The 13,488-nt window shown below is 70.5% G+C and carries 14 protein-coding genes and 1 pseudogene; 11 read left to right on the plus strand and 4 right to left on the minus strand.

Going from position 1 to position 13,488, the window contains the following annotated elements; translation table 11 throughout:
• The 10 genes and pseudogenes from E1165_RS01355 to E1165_RS01400 all read left to right on the plus strand — a co-directional run bounded on the left by E1165_RS01355 (position 1) and on the right by E1165_RS01400 (position 8,755).
• Positions 1–261, plus strand: coding sequence for an acyl carrier protein (locus tag E1165_RS01355; protein WP_132386820.1), 261 nt, complete (start codon positions 1–3; stop codon positions 259–261).
• Positions 262–263: 2 nt separating this feature from the next.
• Entirely contained in the window at positions 264–1,568 is a 1,305-nt protein-coding gene (locus E1165_RS01360; protein WP_132386898.1) for a hypothetical protein, read from the plus strand.
• Entirely contained in the window at positions 1,558–2,547 is a 990-nt protein-coding gene (locus E1165_RS01365) for a Gfo/Idh/MocA family protein (RefSeq protein ID WP_132386822.1), read from the plus strand. Before E1165_RS01360 ends, E1165_RS01365 begins: the two co-directional genes overlap by 11 nt.
• Entirely contained in the window at positions 2,544–3,557 is a 1,014-nt protein-coding gene (locus E1165_RS01370) for a phosphotransferase family protein (protein WP_132386824.1), read from the plus strand. The genes E1165_RS01365 and E1165_RS01370 overlap by 4 nt, the downstream gene beginning before the upstream one ends.
• Positions 3,554–4,618: a hypothetical protein gene (locus E1165_RS01375; RefSeq protein ID WP_132386826.1), complete on the plus strand. Its 1,065-nt coding sequence runs from the start codon at positions 3,554–3,556 to the stop codon at positions 4,616–4,618. The genes E1165_RS01370 and E1165_RS01375 overlap by 4 nt, the downstream gene beginning before the upstream one ends.
• Positions 4,615–5,937: a condensation domain-containing protein gene (locus E1165_RS01380; protein WP_132386828.1), complete on the plus strand. Its 1,323-nt coding sequence runs from the start codon at positions 4,615–4,617 to the stop codon at positions 5,935–5,937. Before E1165_RS01375 ends, E1165_RS01380 begins: the two co-directional genes overlap by 4 nt.
• 72 nt (positions 5,938–6,009) lie before the next feature.
• The gene (locus E1165_RS01385) at positions 6,010–6,237 is read left to right on the plus strand and encodes a hypothetical protein (RefSeq protein WP_207916415.1); all 228 of its coding nucleotides are present in this window, start codon (positions 6,010–6,012) and stop codon (positions 6,235–6,237) included.
• A gap of 329 nt (positions 6,238–6,566) precedes the next feature.
• Entirely contained in the window at positions 6,567–7,103 is a 537-nt protein-coding gene (locus tag E1165_RS01390) for an alpha/beta fold hydrolase (RefSeq protein WP_132386830.1), read from the plus strand.
• Positions 7,104–7,114: 11 nt separating this feature from the next.
• A pseudogene (locus tag E1165_RS01395) lies at positions 7,115–7,912 on the plus strand (hypothetical protein); the annotation flags it as partial.
• Positions 7,913–8,341: 429 nt separating this feature from the next.
• A complete protein-coding gene (locus E1165_RS01400; RefSeq protein ID WP_256370629.1) occupies positions 8,342–8,755 on the plus strand; it encodes a nitroreductase/quinone reductase family protein in 414 nt (137 codons plus the stop codon).
• Between the two features lie 397 nt (positions 8,756–9,152).
• Here E1165_RS01400 and E1165_RS01405 read toward each other — a convergent pair whose 3' ends face one another.
• The 3 genes from E1165_RS01405 to E1165_RS01415 form a co-directional block, all read right to left on the minus strand.
• A complete protein-coding gene (locus tag E1165_RS01405; protein ID WP_165945095.1) occupies positions 9,153–9,656 on the minus strand; it encodes a GNAT family N-acetyltransferase in 504 nt (167 codons plus the stop codon).
• A 561-nt stretch (positions 9,657–10,217) separates the two neighbouring features.
• Positions 10,218–10,712, minus strand: a complete 495-nt coding sequence (locus E1165_RS01410) for a DinB family protein (RefSeq protein ID WP_132386836.1) — start codon at positions 10,710–10,712, stop codon at positions 10,218–10,220.
• 175 nt (positions 10,713–10,887) lie between these two features.
• A complete protein-coding gene (locus E1165_RS01415) occupies positions 10,888–11,403 on the minus strand; it encodes a helix-turn-helix domain-containing protein (RefSeq protein ID WP_165945096.1) in 516 nt (171 codons plus the stop codon).
• 102 nt (positions 11,404–11,505) lie between these two features.
• On the opposite strand from E1165_RS01415, the gene E1165_RS01420 reads away from it, so the two are divergent.
• Positions 11,506–12,414 carry a S9 family peptidase gene (locus E1165_RS01420; RefSeq protein WP_132386840.1) on the plus strand — a complete coding sequence of 303 codons (909 nt, stop codon included), beginning with the start codon at positions 11,506–11,508 and terminating at the stop codon, positions 12,412–12,414.
• Positions 12,415–12,822: 408 nt separating this feature from the next.
• Here E1165_RS01420 and E1165_RS01425 read toward each other — a convergent pair whose 3' ends face one another.
• The gene (locus E1165_RS01425; RefSeq protein ID WP_132386842.1) at positions 12,823–13,482 is read right to left on the minus strand and encodes an HNH endonuclease family protein; all 660 of its coding nucleotides are present in this window, start codon (positions 13,480–13,482) and stop codon (positions 12,823–12,825) included.
• Positions 13,483–13,488 lie beyond the last annotated feature (6 nt).

A 13,488-nucleotide genomic window follows, 5' to 3' on the forward strand; every position in this document is an offset into this window, starting at 1 on the left:
GTGAACGACATCGAGTCAGAAATCAAGAAGGCGCTCGCCGAGGTGCTTGCGAACGGCACCACCGCGGACGACATCGGCCCGGACGCCGACCTGGTCGACGAGTACGGCCTCGACTCGCTCCAGATGATCTCCTTCCTGCTGGCCGTCGAGGACCGGTTCGACGTGGAACTCGACTACGAGGGACTCGACCTCGACGACCTGCGGTCGGTACGGCAGTTCACCGGATACGTCGAGAGCCTGCGCAAGGCGACGCTGCGGTGACCATGGGCCGGGCGTTCCACCTCGGCACGTTCGACAGCGAACGGTGGTGGCGACCGCCGGAGTTGGCCGTCCTGCCGGCCGTGGTCCTCGGTGACGTCGGCATCGCCACCATGGACGAGTTGCTGGCCGGCTTCTGCGCCCCCGGCGACCTGCTGCTGACCCGGGCTCCGATGGCGCCCGCACTACGCGCCGGTCTCGCCGAGTGGGGCATCGACGTCACCCACCGGACGGTCGGCACGCCGGAGCACCCGGCGGCGGGCGCTCACGCGGACACGTCCGGCTCGATCGAGGAGCTGGCCCTACGGGATCCGCGGACCCTCGGGCTGCTGGCCGGCTACGACGTGCTGTCCCCGTACGCGGTGCTGCCGGACACCGCCCGGCTGGCGGAACGGGTCGGTGCCACCAACCGGCTGCCGTCCGCCACGACCGTCGCTCGGGTCAACTCGAAGTCCTGGTCGAACACGGTCGTCGACCGGCTCGACCTGCCCGGTGCGGGAGAGGTCGTCCGGTCGGTCGACGCGCTCACCTCGGCGGTACGGCGGACCGGTTTCGACGCCGTGGTCAAGGATCCGTACGGCGTCTCCGGCCGGGGCATGCTGGCGGTCCGTACGCCGGGTGTCCTCGCGGCGATCCGGCGGGCGCTGGATCGCCAGGTGGCCGCCGGCCGGCGGATCGAACTCCTGGTCCAACCGCGGTACGCCAGACAGTGCGACTTCTCGGCCCACCTGAGCCTGGCACCGGACGGCGGCTGGGAGTTGCTCGGCGTGCAGGTGATGACCAACCGGGAGTTCCGGTTCATCGGCTCACGCCCCGCCGATCCCGCCTTCGTCGACCGGCTCGACGCGAGCGGGTACCTCGAGGCGCTGGCCGAGGTCGCGAAGGCGCTGGCCGGCGAGGGCTACTGGGGGCCGGTCGGCGTCGACTCGATGCTCCAGTCCGACGGCGAGGTGATCCCGATCCTGGAGGTCAACGCCCGCCGCTCACTCGGACTGCTCGCGCTGCTGCTCGACCACAGGGTGCGCGACGAGAGGCTACGCTGCCACCTCTGGCAGATCGACATGACCGTCGCGCCGGGGCGTGATGTCGACGCGCTGGTCACCGCGCTGCGCGCAGACGGCGCGGCCTACCGGGGCGGTTCCCGCCCCGGTGTCGTCGTCCTCAGCGGCAGTGGCCTGCGCGCACCCGGCGGTCGCGTCCACTGTGCCCTGCTGTGCCGGCCGGACGACCTGGCGGCGACCCAGGCCCGGATGCTCGCGGCGGTCGCCACCGCCGGCATGACGCCCCGGGGCGTGATCAATGCCGCTTGACATCGGTTTGGTCGGCGCGACCAGGATCGCCGAACGCGCGATCGTGGCGCCGAGCGCCCGGCACGGCGACGTACGACTGCGGTCCGTCGCGGCGAGCGACCCGGACCGCGCCCGGGCGTTCGCCGACCGTAACGGCATCCCCCGAGTGCACCACGACTACGAGGCGCTGGTGGCCGACCCGGAGATCGACACCGTCTACGTCTCACTGCACAACTCCGCTCACCACCCGTGGGTGGTAAGGGCCGCCCGGGCCGGCAAGCACGTCGTAGTCGAGAAGCCCCTCTGTCTCACCACCAGTCAGCTCGCCGAGATCGTCGAGGTCGCGTCGACGGCCAGCGTGCAGGTCGTGGAAGCTGTCCCGACCGAGGGCCACGAGTGGCAGGCCGCCGTCCGTACCCTGATCACCGATCAGACGTACGGGCGCCTGCGATCCGTACGCACCGAGATGTGCTTCGGTCCGCCAGCTGCGGGCAGCTATCGGGACCGGCCGGAACTCGGTGGCGGGATCTTCCTGGACACGGCGAGCTACTGGCTCCAGGCGGTCCAGGCGACGGTGGGACTGGCCGGGGCGGTGGGGCACGGGCAGGTCGACGCCAGCGGACCGCACGGCGCCGACCGGGCGTTCCGGGCCGGTCTCGTCTGGGCCGACGGTGCCGAGGCGGAGCTGGTCTGCCGCATCGGGAACCGGCACGTGGCCGAGCACGTCTTCGTCTTCGAGTCCGCGTCGGTGCGGCTGCGCAACTTCCTGCGGCCGGTGGCCGGGGCGCTACCCCTCAACCTGGTCGTCACCACGGCAGATGGTGGCCGCACGGTCCGCTCCTTCGCACCCCGGGCGTACTACGACACCCAGCTCGACCGGCTGCGTGCCCTGCTCACCGCACCGGCCGGCGACGCCGCTGTGGTGCCCGCCGCCGAACGCATCGCGCTGATGGCGACGATCCACGCCCACGCGACGTTCGCGCACAGGGCTCCGCGATGACCCCGGCGGCCCGGTCGGAGCTGGACCCGGCGCAGCTACGCCAGATCCTGCTCGCCTGCGGGATCGGCGCGAAGCTGATGCGCTCGTGCGCTCCGCTCACCGGTGGCACGTACAACAGCACCTACCGGGTAGGGCTGAGTGACGGCACTGCCGTGGTCCTCAAGGTGGCGCCGGACCCGGCCGCGCCGGCGCTGAGCTACGAACGCGACCTCATGCGAACCGAGGTGGTGTTCTACCGGGCCGCCGCCGGCCGGCTCCCCGTTCCCCGGGTCCTGCACGCCGGCGTCGACCGGACCGTGGCGCCACGCGATTTCCTGCTGATGACCGAGTGCCCCGGTGGCGACTGGCGGTCCCGGGGCGGACAGCTCGACGCCGCCGACCGGGCCCGGCTGCGTAAGGAGCTGGGCACCATGGTCGCGGCCCTGCACGAGGTGACCGGTGACGGCTTCGGCTACCCGCAGCTCGGGCTGGAGCCGAGCTGGTCGGCGGCGTTCCTCAGGATGGTCGACGCCGTGCTCGCCGACGCCGAGCGGTTCGCCGCGCCACTGCCGGAACCACCGGCCGGGATCCGGAACCTGTTCCATGCCGAGGCCGACCTGCTCGACACCGTACGACGGCCGACGCTCGTCCACTTCGACCTCTGGGACGGCAATATCCTGATCGACGCGACGGCCGGAGCGGCACGGATCCTCGGCGTCGTCGACGGCGAGCGGGCCTTCTGGGGTGACCCGCTCGCCGAGCTGGTGTCCCTGGCGCTGTTCGGCCGGATCGAGCAGGACGAGGACTTCCTGTCCGGCTATCGCAGCGCCGGGGGCGCGGTAACCTTCGACCCCTCGGCCCAGCGACGGCTGGCCCTCTACCGCGCCTACCTCTACCTGATCATGCTAGTGGAGGCGACACCGAGACGGTTCTCCGGGCCGGAACACGACCGGCAGGCCCGATTCGTCGAGCGTCACCTCGTCCGCGCCCTGTCGACGTTGTCCCGACCGGAAGCCGGGAGCCACCCATGATCGAGATCCTCACCTCCGGTGTCGCGCTCGGCGTGCATGTGCCCGGCCTGCTGCTCGCCGACCGGCTCCGGGAGCGCGGCGTTCCGGCCGGGGTGTCGGTGCTGGAACGGTTGCTGCCGGCGCAGAAGCTCGCCACCACCGCCGCGATGAAGTGGGCGTTCCACCGGGAGTTCCGGTTCGCGCTGGCCGGGCAGCGGATCGGGTCCAACCCGGCGAGCGCCTCATCGGAGCAGGCCGTGCTTGATCTGCTCGACCGGTGGCGCTCCGACGGGATCCGTCGCTTCGTGGCCTTCTCCGGCTTCTGGCTACCGCTCCTCGAACGCTACGCCGCCGGTGGCGACGACGAGCTGCGGGTCGACGTCTGCCACGTCGACTCGGTCTCCTCGCCGTCGTTCGACAAGGCGGGGCCGACCTCGCTCGACGTCCGCCACGTGTGGCTCGCCGACGCCGAGCGACAGGCACTGCCGTGGACCATTCCGGTCACCCCGCGCCCGCCCGTGCCCTGGCCGGAACGGGCCCGACGGCTGCTCGTGCACGGCGGCGGCTGGGGCATGGGCACCTACCGGGAACGCGCCGCCGCGCTGCGGGCCCGCACCTTCCCGCTCGACGTCGTCGCGTACGAGCCGCGCGACCTCTCTGCCGACGACGGGGTGCGCTACTTCATGACCGACCCGGACTGGCATCCCTGGTGCGACGACGGCTACCCGCCGTTCGGTCGGGTACGGCCCGGCGCACCGGTGGACTACCGGCGCGGCATCGGCTACCACGGCTCCTTCGACCTCACCCGGAACGTCGTGGCGATGGTCAGCAAGCCCGGCGGTGGAACGCTGCTCGACTCTCTCTGGTCGGCCACGCCCATGGTGCTGCTCGAACCGTTCGGCGAACACGAACGCCGCAACGCCGAACTCTGGCAGTCCCTGGGCTTCGGCATCTCGTTCGAGCGGTGGCAGAAGTCCGGATTCGACGTGGACACTCTGGAGGGCCTGCACCACGCCCTGCTCCGCGCGGCTCCGGACGTGCCGGACTACCCGGCAGCGCTGGCGGCGGAGGTGAGCCGGTGAGCGGGCCGGGAACCTGGCCCGCCTCGCTCTGGCAGCGCTTCGCGCTGACCCTCGACCGAGCGCGACCGGGCGCGACCCTCGGCCCCGGGTTCACGATGAACACGGTCCTGCGGGTGCGCGGACTGCTACAGCTGACCGTGCTCGCCGCCGCCGTGGACGAACTGGTACGCCGGCACGACGTGCTGCGTACCCGACTGGCCCTGGACGGCGCCGAACCGCTCCAGGTCGTGGCGCCCCGGGTGACCGGTCTGCTCGAAATCCTGGACGGCCCCGACGTGCCCGCGCCGGACGGCTGGACCCACGCGCCGGTGGCCTCCGACCGGCCCACGCCACTGCGCGTCCGGGTGGCCCGGGTGGCCGACGACGAGCACGTCCTCGCCCTGCACCTGCACCATCTGATGGCGGATCCGGTCACCCTCTGGACCGTGGTGGACGAACTCGCCGCCCTCTACGGCGCGGCGCTCGGGGGCACCCCGCCACCGGCACCGGGCGCCTCCTACGGCCAGTACGCGTCTTCCGAGGCGGACCAGGTCCGGTCCGGCTGGCCCGCCGCCCACAACTATTGGAGCCGGACGGTGGGCGCCGCCCGGTTCGCCACAGTCCGCGACGGCGAGCGCAGTGCGCCCTTCGCCTACCGCGCCACCTGCCTCGGGCCCGCGGACACGGCTAACGTCGAGTCGCTGTCCAGGAGAAACCGGAGCACCCCGTTCGTGACGCTGCTCGCCGCGACCGCCTGCGCGATGGCGCCCCACCTCGGTGCCGGCGACACCCTGCTGATCAACACCCTGTTCGCCAAGCGGGACCGCCCGCAGTGGCAACGCAGCCTCGGGCCCTGCATCGTGCCCGCCTACCTGCCGCTGCCCCGGCCGCCGGCCCGGCTCGACGGTGAATACGTCCGCCGGGTACGCGACGTCGTGCTCGGTTGCCAGCGGCACGTCCGGTTCCCGATCGAGTCGGTGGACGCGATGCACCCCCACCTCACCGACTCGGTGTCGGTCATCCCGTTCTTCGAGTACCTGCCGAGAGGCTGGCCCGCCCCCGTCGCCTTCGGCCCCGCCACCGGCGTCGTCATCGCCGCCGCCGGCCCGGTGGACACCGGCCTGGCGGGGCCGCTTGGAATCCGGGTCCGCACGACCACCGACGCCTCGCTGGCCGGTCACCTCAGCGGCGACGGCGTCGGGTGGACCAGGGCCCGTAGCGACGACATCGTGCACAACCTGGCGGTACAGATCCGGCACGCAGCCGGCGAGGCCCCGGAGGATACCGGCGGGGACCGCGCACGACTCGGCGGGCGCGGGGCCGCTGGCTACGCCCGATAGCCCTCGGCGACCATGTGCCGCGCCAGCGACCGCGGCGAGGCCGGCGCCCGCGACCTTGACCTGTGGTTGTCCATGGAGAATTCGTCGTTGGTCGTCGACCGGATGCCGGGTCTGGCCGCCTACCCGAGGCAGAGCGGTCCGCCCCGCCTCTTCGTGCTGCTGCCGGGGCAGATCGGCTGCTACCGGGCGACCTTCCGGTTCACCTTTACTACCTGCGCGTGCAATCCGAGTTGGTACTACGAGGACTGGCTGATTCTCGGCCAACGGCCAGGTGCGAAGCGACGGGTTCATCTCGCGTAAGCCCGACCATCACGTCGACCACCGCGTCCACCTCTACGGCGGGCCGAGACGGCCACGCCAGCGGTAGTTGCCACCGACAAGCCCCGCCGGCGACCAGTCGTCGGTAACCGGACGACTCACGTAGGGTGACGAGCCGCAGAGAAACGGCGCGCGTTCTCCGCGCGGGTGGGCGCGCCCAACCAGCTGGCACCAAGTCGGCATTGCAGCCAACCGCCCATGATCCGTGGCACCTGAGGGCGGATTCAGCTCCGCAGCGCTTGCGTCGGCACGCCGGAGCCGCTCGTGTGGATCACGTGGTTTGATCGAGACGTCGATCCGAAGGGGGCATAGTGGGACGCAGAGCTATCATCTTCCACGGGACCGGCGGCAACCCGGACATATGCTGGTACCCCTGGCTGGCGGGGCGGCTCGCGGCCCGGGGATACGCCGTCGAGGTGCCGCACCACCCCGGCATCAACGTCGAGCCGATCGCCACGTTCCTGCCGAAGGTGCTGAACAGGCACAGCTTCGACAAGGACACGGTGCTCGTGGGCCATTCCGGCGGCGCGGCCCTCCTGCTCGCGCTCCTGCAGCACGTGGACGTAACCGTCGCCCAGGCATTCCTGGTTGCCGGCTACTGCACCCGACCCAACACCGACGAGGAACCAGTCCTCCAACAGGGCTACGACTGGACCGCGATCCGCTCGCACGTGCGGGACATCTACTTCATCAACTCCCCCAAGGATCCGTACGGCTGCGACGACCGACAGGGACGCGCCATGTTCGAGCGGCTCGGCGGCACCCAGATCGTGCGCGACGACGGGCACTTCGGCGACCACAACCAACCGTACGAGCGGTTCGAACTGCTCGACCGGCTCATCCCCTGACGCCGCCAGCGCGACGGCACTGGCTCGACTACTTCGCCCGCGAGGTGGCCGATGAGCCCTGGCGGCAGGTGCTTGCCCGATGGTGGCCCCGACTGCTGCCCGGCATCGCCGCCGGCGCCACCCACGGCGTGATCCGGGTCGGCCACGCGGTGCGCGCACTGCTGGACCAGGAAACCGCACCGCGCGTCATCGAACTCGGCCACGGGCTGGCCTACTGGGCAGCCCGCTGGCAGCCCCTCGCGTCGCCCGGCACCGGGCCGTACCTGGCCACCGATCCACGAACCGCGCTCGACGCGGTGCCGCGCGTACCTGAGCAGCGCTTCGGCATCCGGGCCCGCCTCGCCCAACTCGCCGACCTACCCGGCTGGCCAGCTGTGGCCGGCGCGGTCTCGCGCGGCGGAGAACACGCCGGGGAGATTGCCGCGGATGAGGACGCCGTGCTGGCCCGCCTGGCCGGCATCGTGCACGCGGCGGTTGTCCGGCACGGCACCCACGGGTACGCCAATCCGGTCATGCTGGTGCACGCCGCCACCGCGCCGAACGCCATCCTGCGCACCCTGCCCGCCCTGCCCGGGACGCTCTGGGCGGCCAGCCTCGCCGCCACCTGGGCCGCCACGGCAGCGGTCACCGCCGCGTACGCTCCGGCGACCGGACGCCCCGCTCCGCCGGCCGCACCCGATGTGGATCCCGCCGAGGTCATGCGGCACGCGGTGGACTCCGCCGGACCGCACACCATCAAGTTCGCCGACGCCGCGCTCGACGCGTTCGCCAGCACCGGCGACACCGCCCTCCTCGCCACCTCGCTACGACCGAACAGACCGGCCGTTGGTGAACACCCGCCCACCCTGCACGATGCCCTGACCCGATCATCCCGTTCGGTCCCGTGGGACGTCGAGCAGACAGAGACACCCAGCCCGCCAGCGAAGATGGCGAGCAGACACCAACGCCCCGCTGAGGACATCCGCTCATCGGCCCGACCGCCCGCCAGTCCCGGCTCCGACGTCACCTTCAGTGACGAGTGATTCGCGGCATGAGCGGACGTTGATCGCTGCTTGATCTTGTGGGCGGGCCGGCTGTCAGCAGGCGGTTCGGCGCTAGCGGCCCGCCGCTGGCTGCCGTTCGTGCGTGACAGCGGGCAATACGATGGAGGGGTGACCGAGTCAGACCTACGCCCTGCCAAGAAGCCGTGGTTGCCGCCCCGTTGGTTCATTCGGCTGTTCTGGTCGGCTCATCGGGGCGTGTTGCGGCGTTCCGGCGGCCGGGTCGGACTGTCGCGTCCGCGCGGCAGCCGGTACGGGATGCTGCGCCTGACCACCGTCGGGCGTCGCACCGGCCAGCAGCGCAGCGTGATCCTCGGGTACTTCGAGGACGGCGCGAATCTGGTCTCGCTGGCCATGAACGGGTGGGGGGAGCCCGAGCCGGCCTGGTGGCTCAATCTGCAGGCGCACCCGGACGCGACCGTTGACCTGGTCGACGGGACGCGACCGGTGCGCGCTCATGCTGCGACGGGCGACGAACGGTCGCGGCTGTGGGCCCGTTGGCGTGAGATCGACAAGAACCTGGATGGCTACGCCGCGCGGCGGTCGTCCGAGACTGCGGTGGTGGTCCTGGTGCCACGGCCCGGCACATCTGAGGCGTCACGGGGCACCTGATCGACTAGTTCTGCTGGATGGGCTGATCAATCACGTGTTCATGGACTGCGACTGTCGAGCCGAGGCCGACCGTAACGCCAGGTGACGAGCTGGTTGCGGCAGATCAGGATTTCGCGGCACGTCAAGGTTTCACCGCTTCGCCGCATCAGCCCTAGCACCTGGTAGGCAGGGGCCACCACCCGTACGAGCCAATACTTCGCATGCCAGAATCCATGACGATTCGCCGTGCCGTCCCGACATCACGAATCTGGCGAGCTGGTAACTCGTGCGAAGTGTGACGTCTCCGCTCGTCAACGAGAGCCCTAGAAGCGGCATGAGAGCGCGTCGACTGGCGGAGCGGCGTCCCTGTGCCGGTACGCCTTCCGGTGACGCGCCTCTGGCTCGGGTGCCTGTCATGTCAGTCTTCCTGGACGTATGCCACCGCGATCTCGGATTGCACGGTCCAGCCGAGGGCGCGGTACAGGCGGCGTCCGTCTTCGGTGGCGACGAGGATGCCGGTAGCCACTCCGCTGCGCGCGGCATGGTCGCTCAGCGCCCGCATGACGGTGGTGCCGAGTCCCCGGCGCCGGTGCGCCGGCGAGGTTTCCACCTGGTCGATGACGCCGCACTCGCCGGCAGGTGCCAGGCGCCCGGAGGCAGCCGCGGTTCCGGTAGCGTCGACGACTGTCGCAACGACGACCTCGCCGTCCGTCGTAACGCTGGTCTCGTACGGACTCGGGGGCTCGTCAGCACCTACCGTGAACTGGGCGGTCATCAGGTAGCCGCTGCTTTCCATGGTCCAGTCTGTGGACAGAGCACTACGCAGATCGGTAGCGCATCCACTGACCTTGATCCAGGTTCCAGGTGCGGTGACCTGCCGGTCGAGGGCCTCAAGCAGGTCGGTGTCCCAGGTGTGAAGCACGTACCGGACTCGATGCCCGCGTCTGCCCACATCGGCTCGGAAGCCACCCGGGACTGTAACGGGAACGGGCACACCACGGGAGACGGCCCAGCCACGACCCCATGCCATGACCAGTTCAGGCAGGGCGATCTGGGCACTGTGGGTAAGCGTCGGAGACGTTCTTGGGGTATCCAGGAGCGTCGAGGTGTCGGTTTCGTCAATCATCACCAGCATTATTGCAAGTAATGTGCAATATGACCACGGACGGGTCGGGCATCACGGAGGGTTCCGACGCGTTCTTGTCCCGCGCACTGTCATCGACACGATCGCGCGCTGGGCTCTGCCGTCCTCGGTCACGTACTGTGACGCCTTCTCATCGGCTACTTGTTTCATTGACCTGCGACCGTGGCCACAACCGGGCGCAGGGTTCTGCCATGCTTGGCCACGTACTGAGATGCCTGGTCGGCGGCAGATCCGTGCGTCCCTCGCCGTCACCTGGCTGAACCTTCAAGCCGGTGGCCTTCGAGCGCTCCACAGGCCCGCGTAGCACCGGACAGCGCGAGAACCCCGAGTCCCGACCTGTTACCGGCCGGTGGCACCGTCGACAAGCTCGCGCAGGATGTCGGCGTGACCGGCATGCCGGACAGTCTCGCTCGTCATGTGGGCGAGCACCCAGCGAAGCGTACGAGGTGCGTCGCCGACCGGCTGCGCGGTGAGAACGTCCGGGCCAGCGGCCGCGATGATGTGGGCGTCGCTGTCGGCGATCGCAGCCCGGTAGCCTGCGATGATCTGGTCCGGAGACCGGTCCGGCGCGACCACCATGTCGAAGTCGACGTCGGCGTAGCGCGGGTCGCCAGCGAGCGTGTAGCCGAACCAACACCTTTCGGCGTCGGCCAGGTGCTGGACCAGGCCCAGCAGTGTGGTGTCGGAGACGACCAAGCGGCGCCGCAGCTGTTCCTCGTTCAGCCCGGCGACCTTCTTCAGCACGCATGATCGAGCGAAGGACAAGAAGGCGAGGGCGATGTCGAGCTCGCCACCGTCGTTACGCGGCACGGCTTCGCGTTGGGATTCGATCATGGCCCGACCTTACGCCGTTGCCATGGCGGAACGCAGGCCGTGGACGTCGTCCGAGCCGGCCCGGCCAGAGGTCCGCTCATTGGCATGTCCGGGTGTTGGCGGCCCGCGAAGCACCTACAGTGCGTGATGCACCCCGGCGCTGGGGCGCACGGTCGGCGGCATGACCGGATGCCCGCTACATGGCTGGGTCGGGGTGCAGGACCATGGCGAACGTCGTCCGGCGCCGCCGGCCACCCGTTCGCGTCCGCGCGGCGCTCAGCAGGTCGGTGATCGCGACGGCGAGCTCGCGCGACTCGGCGGGGGTGACCCAGATCGGGACCTGCTGGTAAACGACACCATCGCGGGTGGGGGCGGCGCCGGTGGTCCGCAGGTACTGCTCGAATCCGGCGACCAGCGCGCCGACGAACGCCGCGAAGTAGCGCTGGTGGTCGGCGGGGGTGGCGGCGTCGAAGTCGCGGGGGCCGAGGGTGACCGCGGAATCCACCGCCGTGTACGTGCGCTGCGTGCCGCCGCGTACCCGCTCCTCGCGTGTCACCCGCAGCACGCCCGCGTCCATCAGGCGCCCGATGTGCCGGTAGAGCGACGCCAGCGGGATGTCGCTGAGTTCGGCGCTGAGCTGGCGTGCGGTCAGCTCGCGGTCCATGAGCGCATGCACGATGCGCAGCCGTACCGGATGCAGCACGGTCTCCACGATTCCAGCGGCTGGTCGTGCCGGCTCGGCGTTGATTATCACAATCGCGAATGTTAGCTTAGGTTCCAATGATTATCAGAAGTGAGAACGAAGGGTGGATCGTTGCGAGAGCAGATCGTCCAGATCCCGGCTGCGGGCGCCCTGTTGACCGGCACCTTCACCCGGCCCGACAGGGACGGCCGCCACCCGTCCGCGCTGCTCATCAACGGCTCCGGGCCAATCGACCGCGACTCCGCTATGCCCGGGATGGCTCTGGGACTGGGCCGGGCGCTCGCGGTGGCACTGGCCGACCACGGCTGTGCCTTGCTGCGCTACGACAAGCGGGGCGTGGGCGCCTCGGGCGGTGACTACCTGAACACCGGCTTCCACGACGAGTGCGGCGACGCCGCAGCCGCCCTCGCCGCGCTGCGTGCCCACCCCGCCGTGGATCCGGAGCGGGTCTTCGTCGTCGGGCACTCGACTGGAGCTGTGGTGGCGGCCAACCTCGTACGGGCCGCTCCACCTCCCGCCGGGTATGTGCTGCTCGCGGGTGCCGCGCAGCCTGGCGAACGCGTGATGGCCTGGCAGAGCGACCGAATCACGAGCACCCTGCCACGGGTGCTGCGGCCGTTGGGCCCGGTACTCGCGCGCCGACAGGCCCGCGAACGCGACCGGGTCCGCCGGTCCACCGCCGACTGGCACGACCGGATGCCACGCTCGCGCCTCACCGACCGATGGCTGCGCGAGTACATGGCCCACGACCCGGGCCCGGACCTGGCCACCATCGACCGGCCGGTGCTGGCGATCACCGGCAGCAAGGACATCCAGGTCCACCCGGCCGACGTGACGCGCATCGGCCGGCTCGTGACCGGTCCGTTCGACGGCGAAGTGCCGACCGACCTCACCCACCTGCTACGCCGCGACTCCGGGCCGCCGGGACTGTGGCGGTACCGGAGTCAGCTCACCCGGCCGATAGACGGCTGGGTCACCGAACGCATCGCGGCATGGGCCCGGCTCCATCTCGCGAGCTGACCGTCCTGCGCCCGCCATGCCGGCTGTCAGGCGGCGATTCACCGGACGTAGACCGCACTCGGGGCGGTGTGCAGCTGCAGCCGTACCTTTCTCCGCACTCGGACCTGAACGCCGGCAGTGAGGTTGCTAGCACATCCGGCCATGATCAGGGCGTTGTCCACGCCCACCATAGTTATCCACAGCTCATCGCCGGGAGGTGGCGGGTGCGGTGGGTCGACGGCGAACCTGAGCAGGTCGGCGCCGCTGGGCTGCTGGTCACGGCTACGCGCAGGCGGAGCAGCTTCGGCCGCAGGCCACCGACGACCGGTCCCCGCGCCGATGCAGCGCGGGGACCGGTCTCAGCCTGTTCCTTTCTCGGCCCGTCTCCGTGCGCTTTGGGCTGCCGGCCAGCGTGCCAGAGGGGGACTGTCAGAAGGCGCGGACGACGGTGATGGTGACGTTGGCGCAGGAGTTGGCCAAGCTGGTGAGGGTGTTCTTCTCGGTGGTGTCGACGGTGAGGCGCCAGCGGATCTTCACCGCGACCCATTCGGTGATGTAGCGGCAGTGGGCGGGGATGTAGGAGGGCATCCAGGTGGCGGGGTCCTGGTCTCCCTTGGCTTGGTTGACGTTGTCGGTGACGGCGACCAGGGGGCGGTTGTCGCCGAGGTCGTTGGCGTAGGACTGGCGGCGGCTGGTGGTCCAGGTGCGGGCGCCGGAGTCCCAGGCTTCGGCGAGGGGGACCAGGTGGTCGATGTCGAGGTCTGCGGGCTGGGTCCAGGAGGTGTTGTCGTAGTAGGAGTACCAGCGCCCGTCGGTGAGTGTGCAGCCGGAGCCGATGGTCGGTGTGGTGGTGGCTTCGGTGATGAGGACTTCGTAGCGGGTGTTGCAGCCGTCGCCGTCGGCGTCTTTCCAGTGGGGGAAGAGGTCTCGGTTGTAGCCGGTACGGACCTCGGCGGCGACGGGCAGGTCTGCCACCGCCGTGTGCAGGTCGGCGGAGTAGCTCTCGGCGTGGGCGGGAGCGGCGGTGACGGTGGTGACGGCGGTGACAGCGGCCAGCAGGGTGGCGGTCCAGCGCAGGGTACGGGTCACGGGTGC

This window comes from Micromonospora sp. KC723 (assembly GCF_004348595.1).
Lineage (GTDB): Bacteria > Actinomycetota > Actinomycetes > Mycobacteriales > Micromonosporaceae > Micromonospora.

What these genes read in the sequence shown, in the direction of transcription:
- E1165_RS01360 (WP_132386898.1), top strand. Translation starts at nt 264, where the DNA reads ATGGGCCGGGCGTTCCACCTCGGCACGTTCGACAGCGAACGGTGGTGG.
- E1165_RS01365 (WP_132386822.1), top strand. Translation starts at nt 1,558, where the DNA reads ATGCCGCTTGACATCGGTTTGGTCGGCGCGACCAGGATCGCCGAACGC.
- E1165_RS01370 (WP_132386824.1), top strand. Translation starts at nt 2,544, where the DNA reads ATGACCCCGGCGGCCCGGTCGGAGCTGGACCCGGCGCAGCTACGCCAG.
- E1165_RS01375 (WP_132386826.1), top strand. Translation starts at nt 3,554, where the DNA reads ATGATCGAGATCCTCACCTCCGGTGTCGCGCTCGGCGTGCATGTGCCC.
- E1165_RS01385 (WP_207916415.1), top strand. Translation starts at nt 6,010, where the DNA reads ATGGAGAATTCGTCGTTGGTCGTCGACCGGATGCCGGGTCTGGCCGCC.
- E1165_RS01410 (WP_132386836.1), bottom strand. Translation starts at nt 10,712, where the DNA reads ATGATCGAATCCCAACGCGAAGCCGTGCCGCGTAACGACGGTGGCGAG.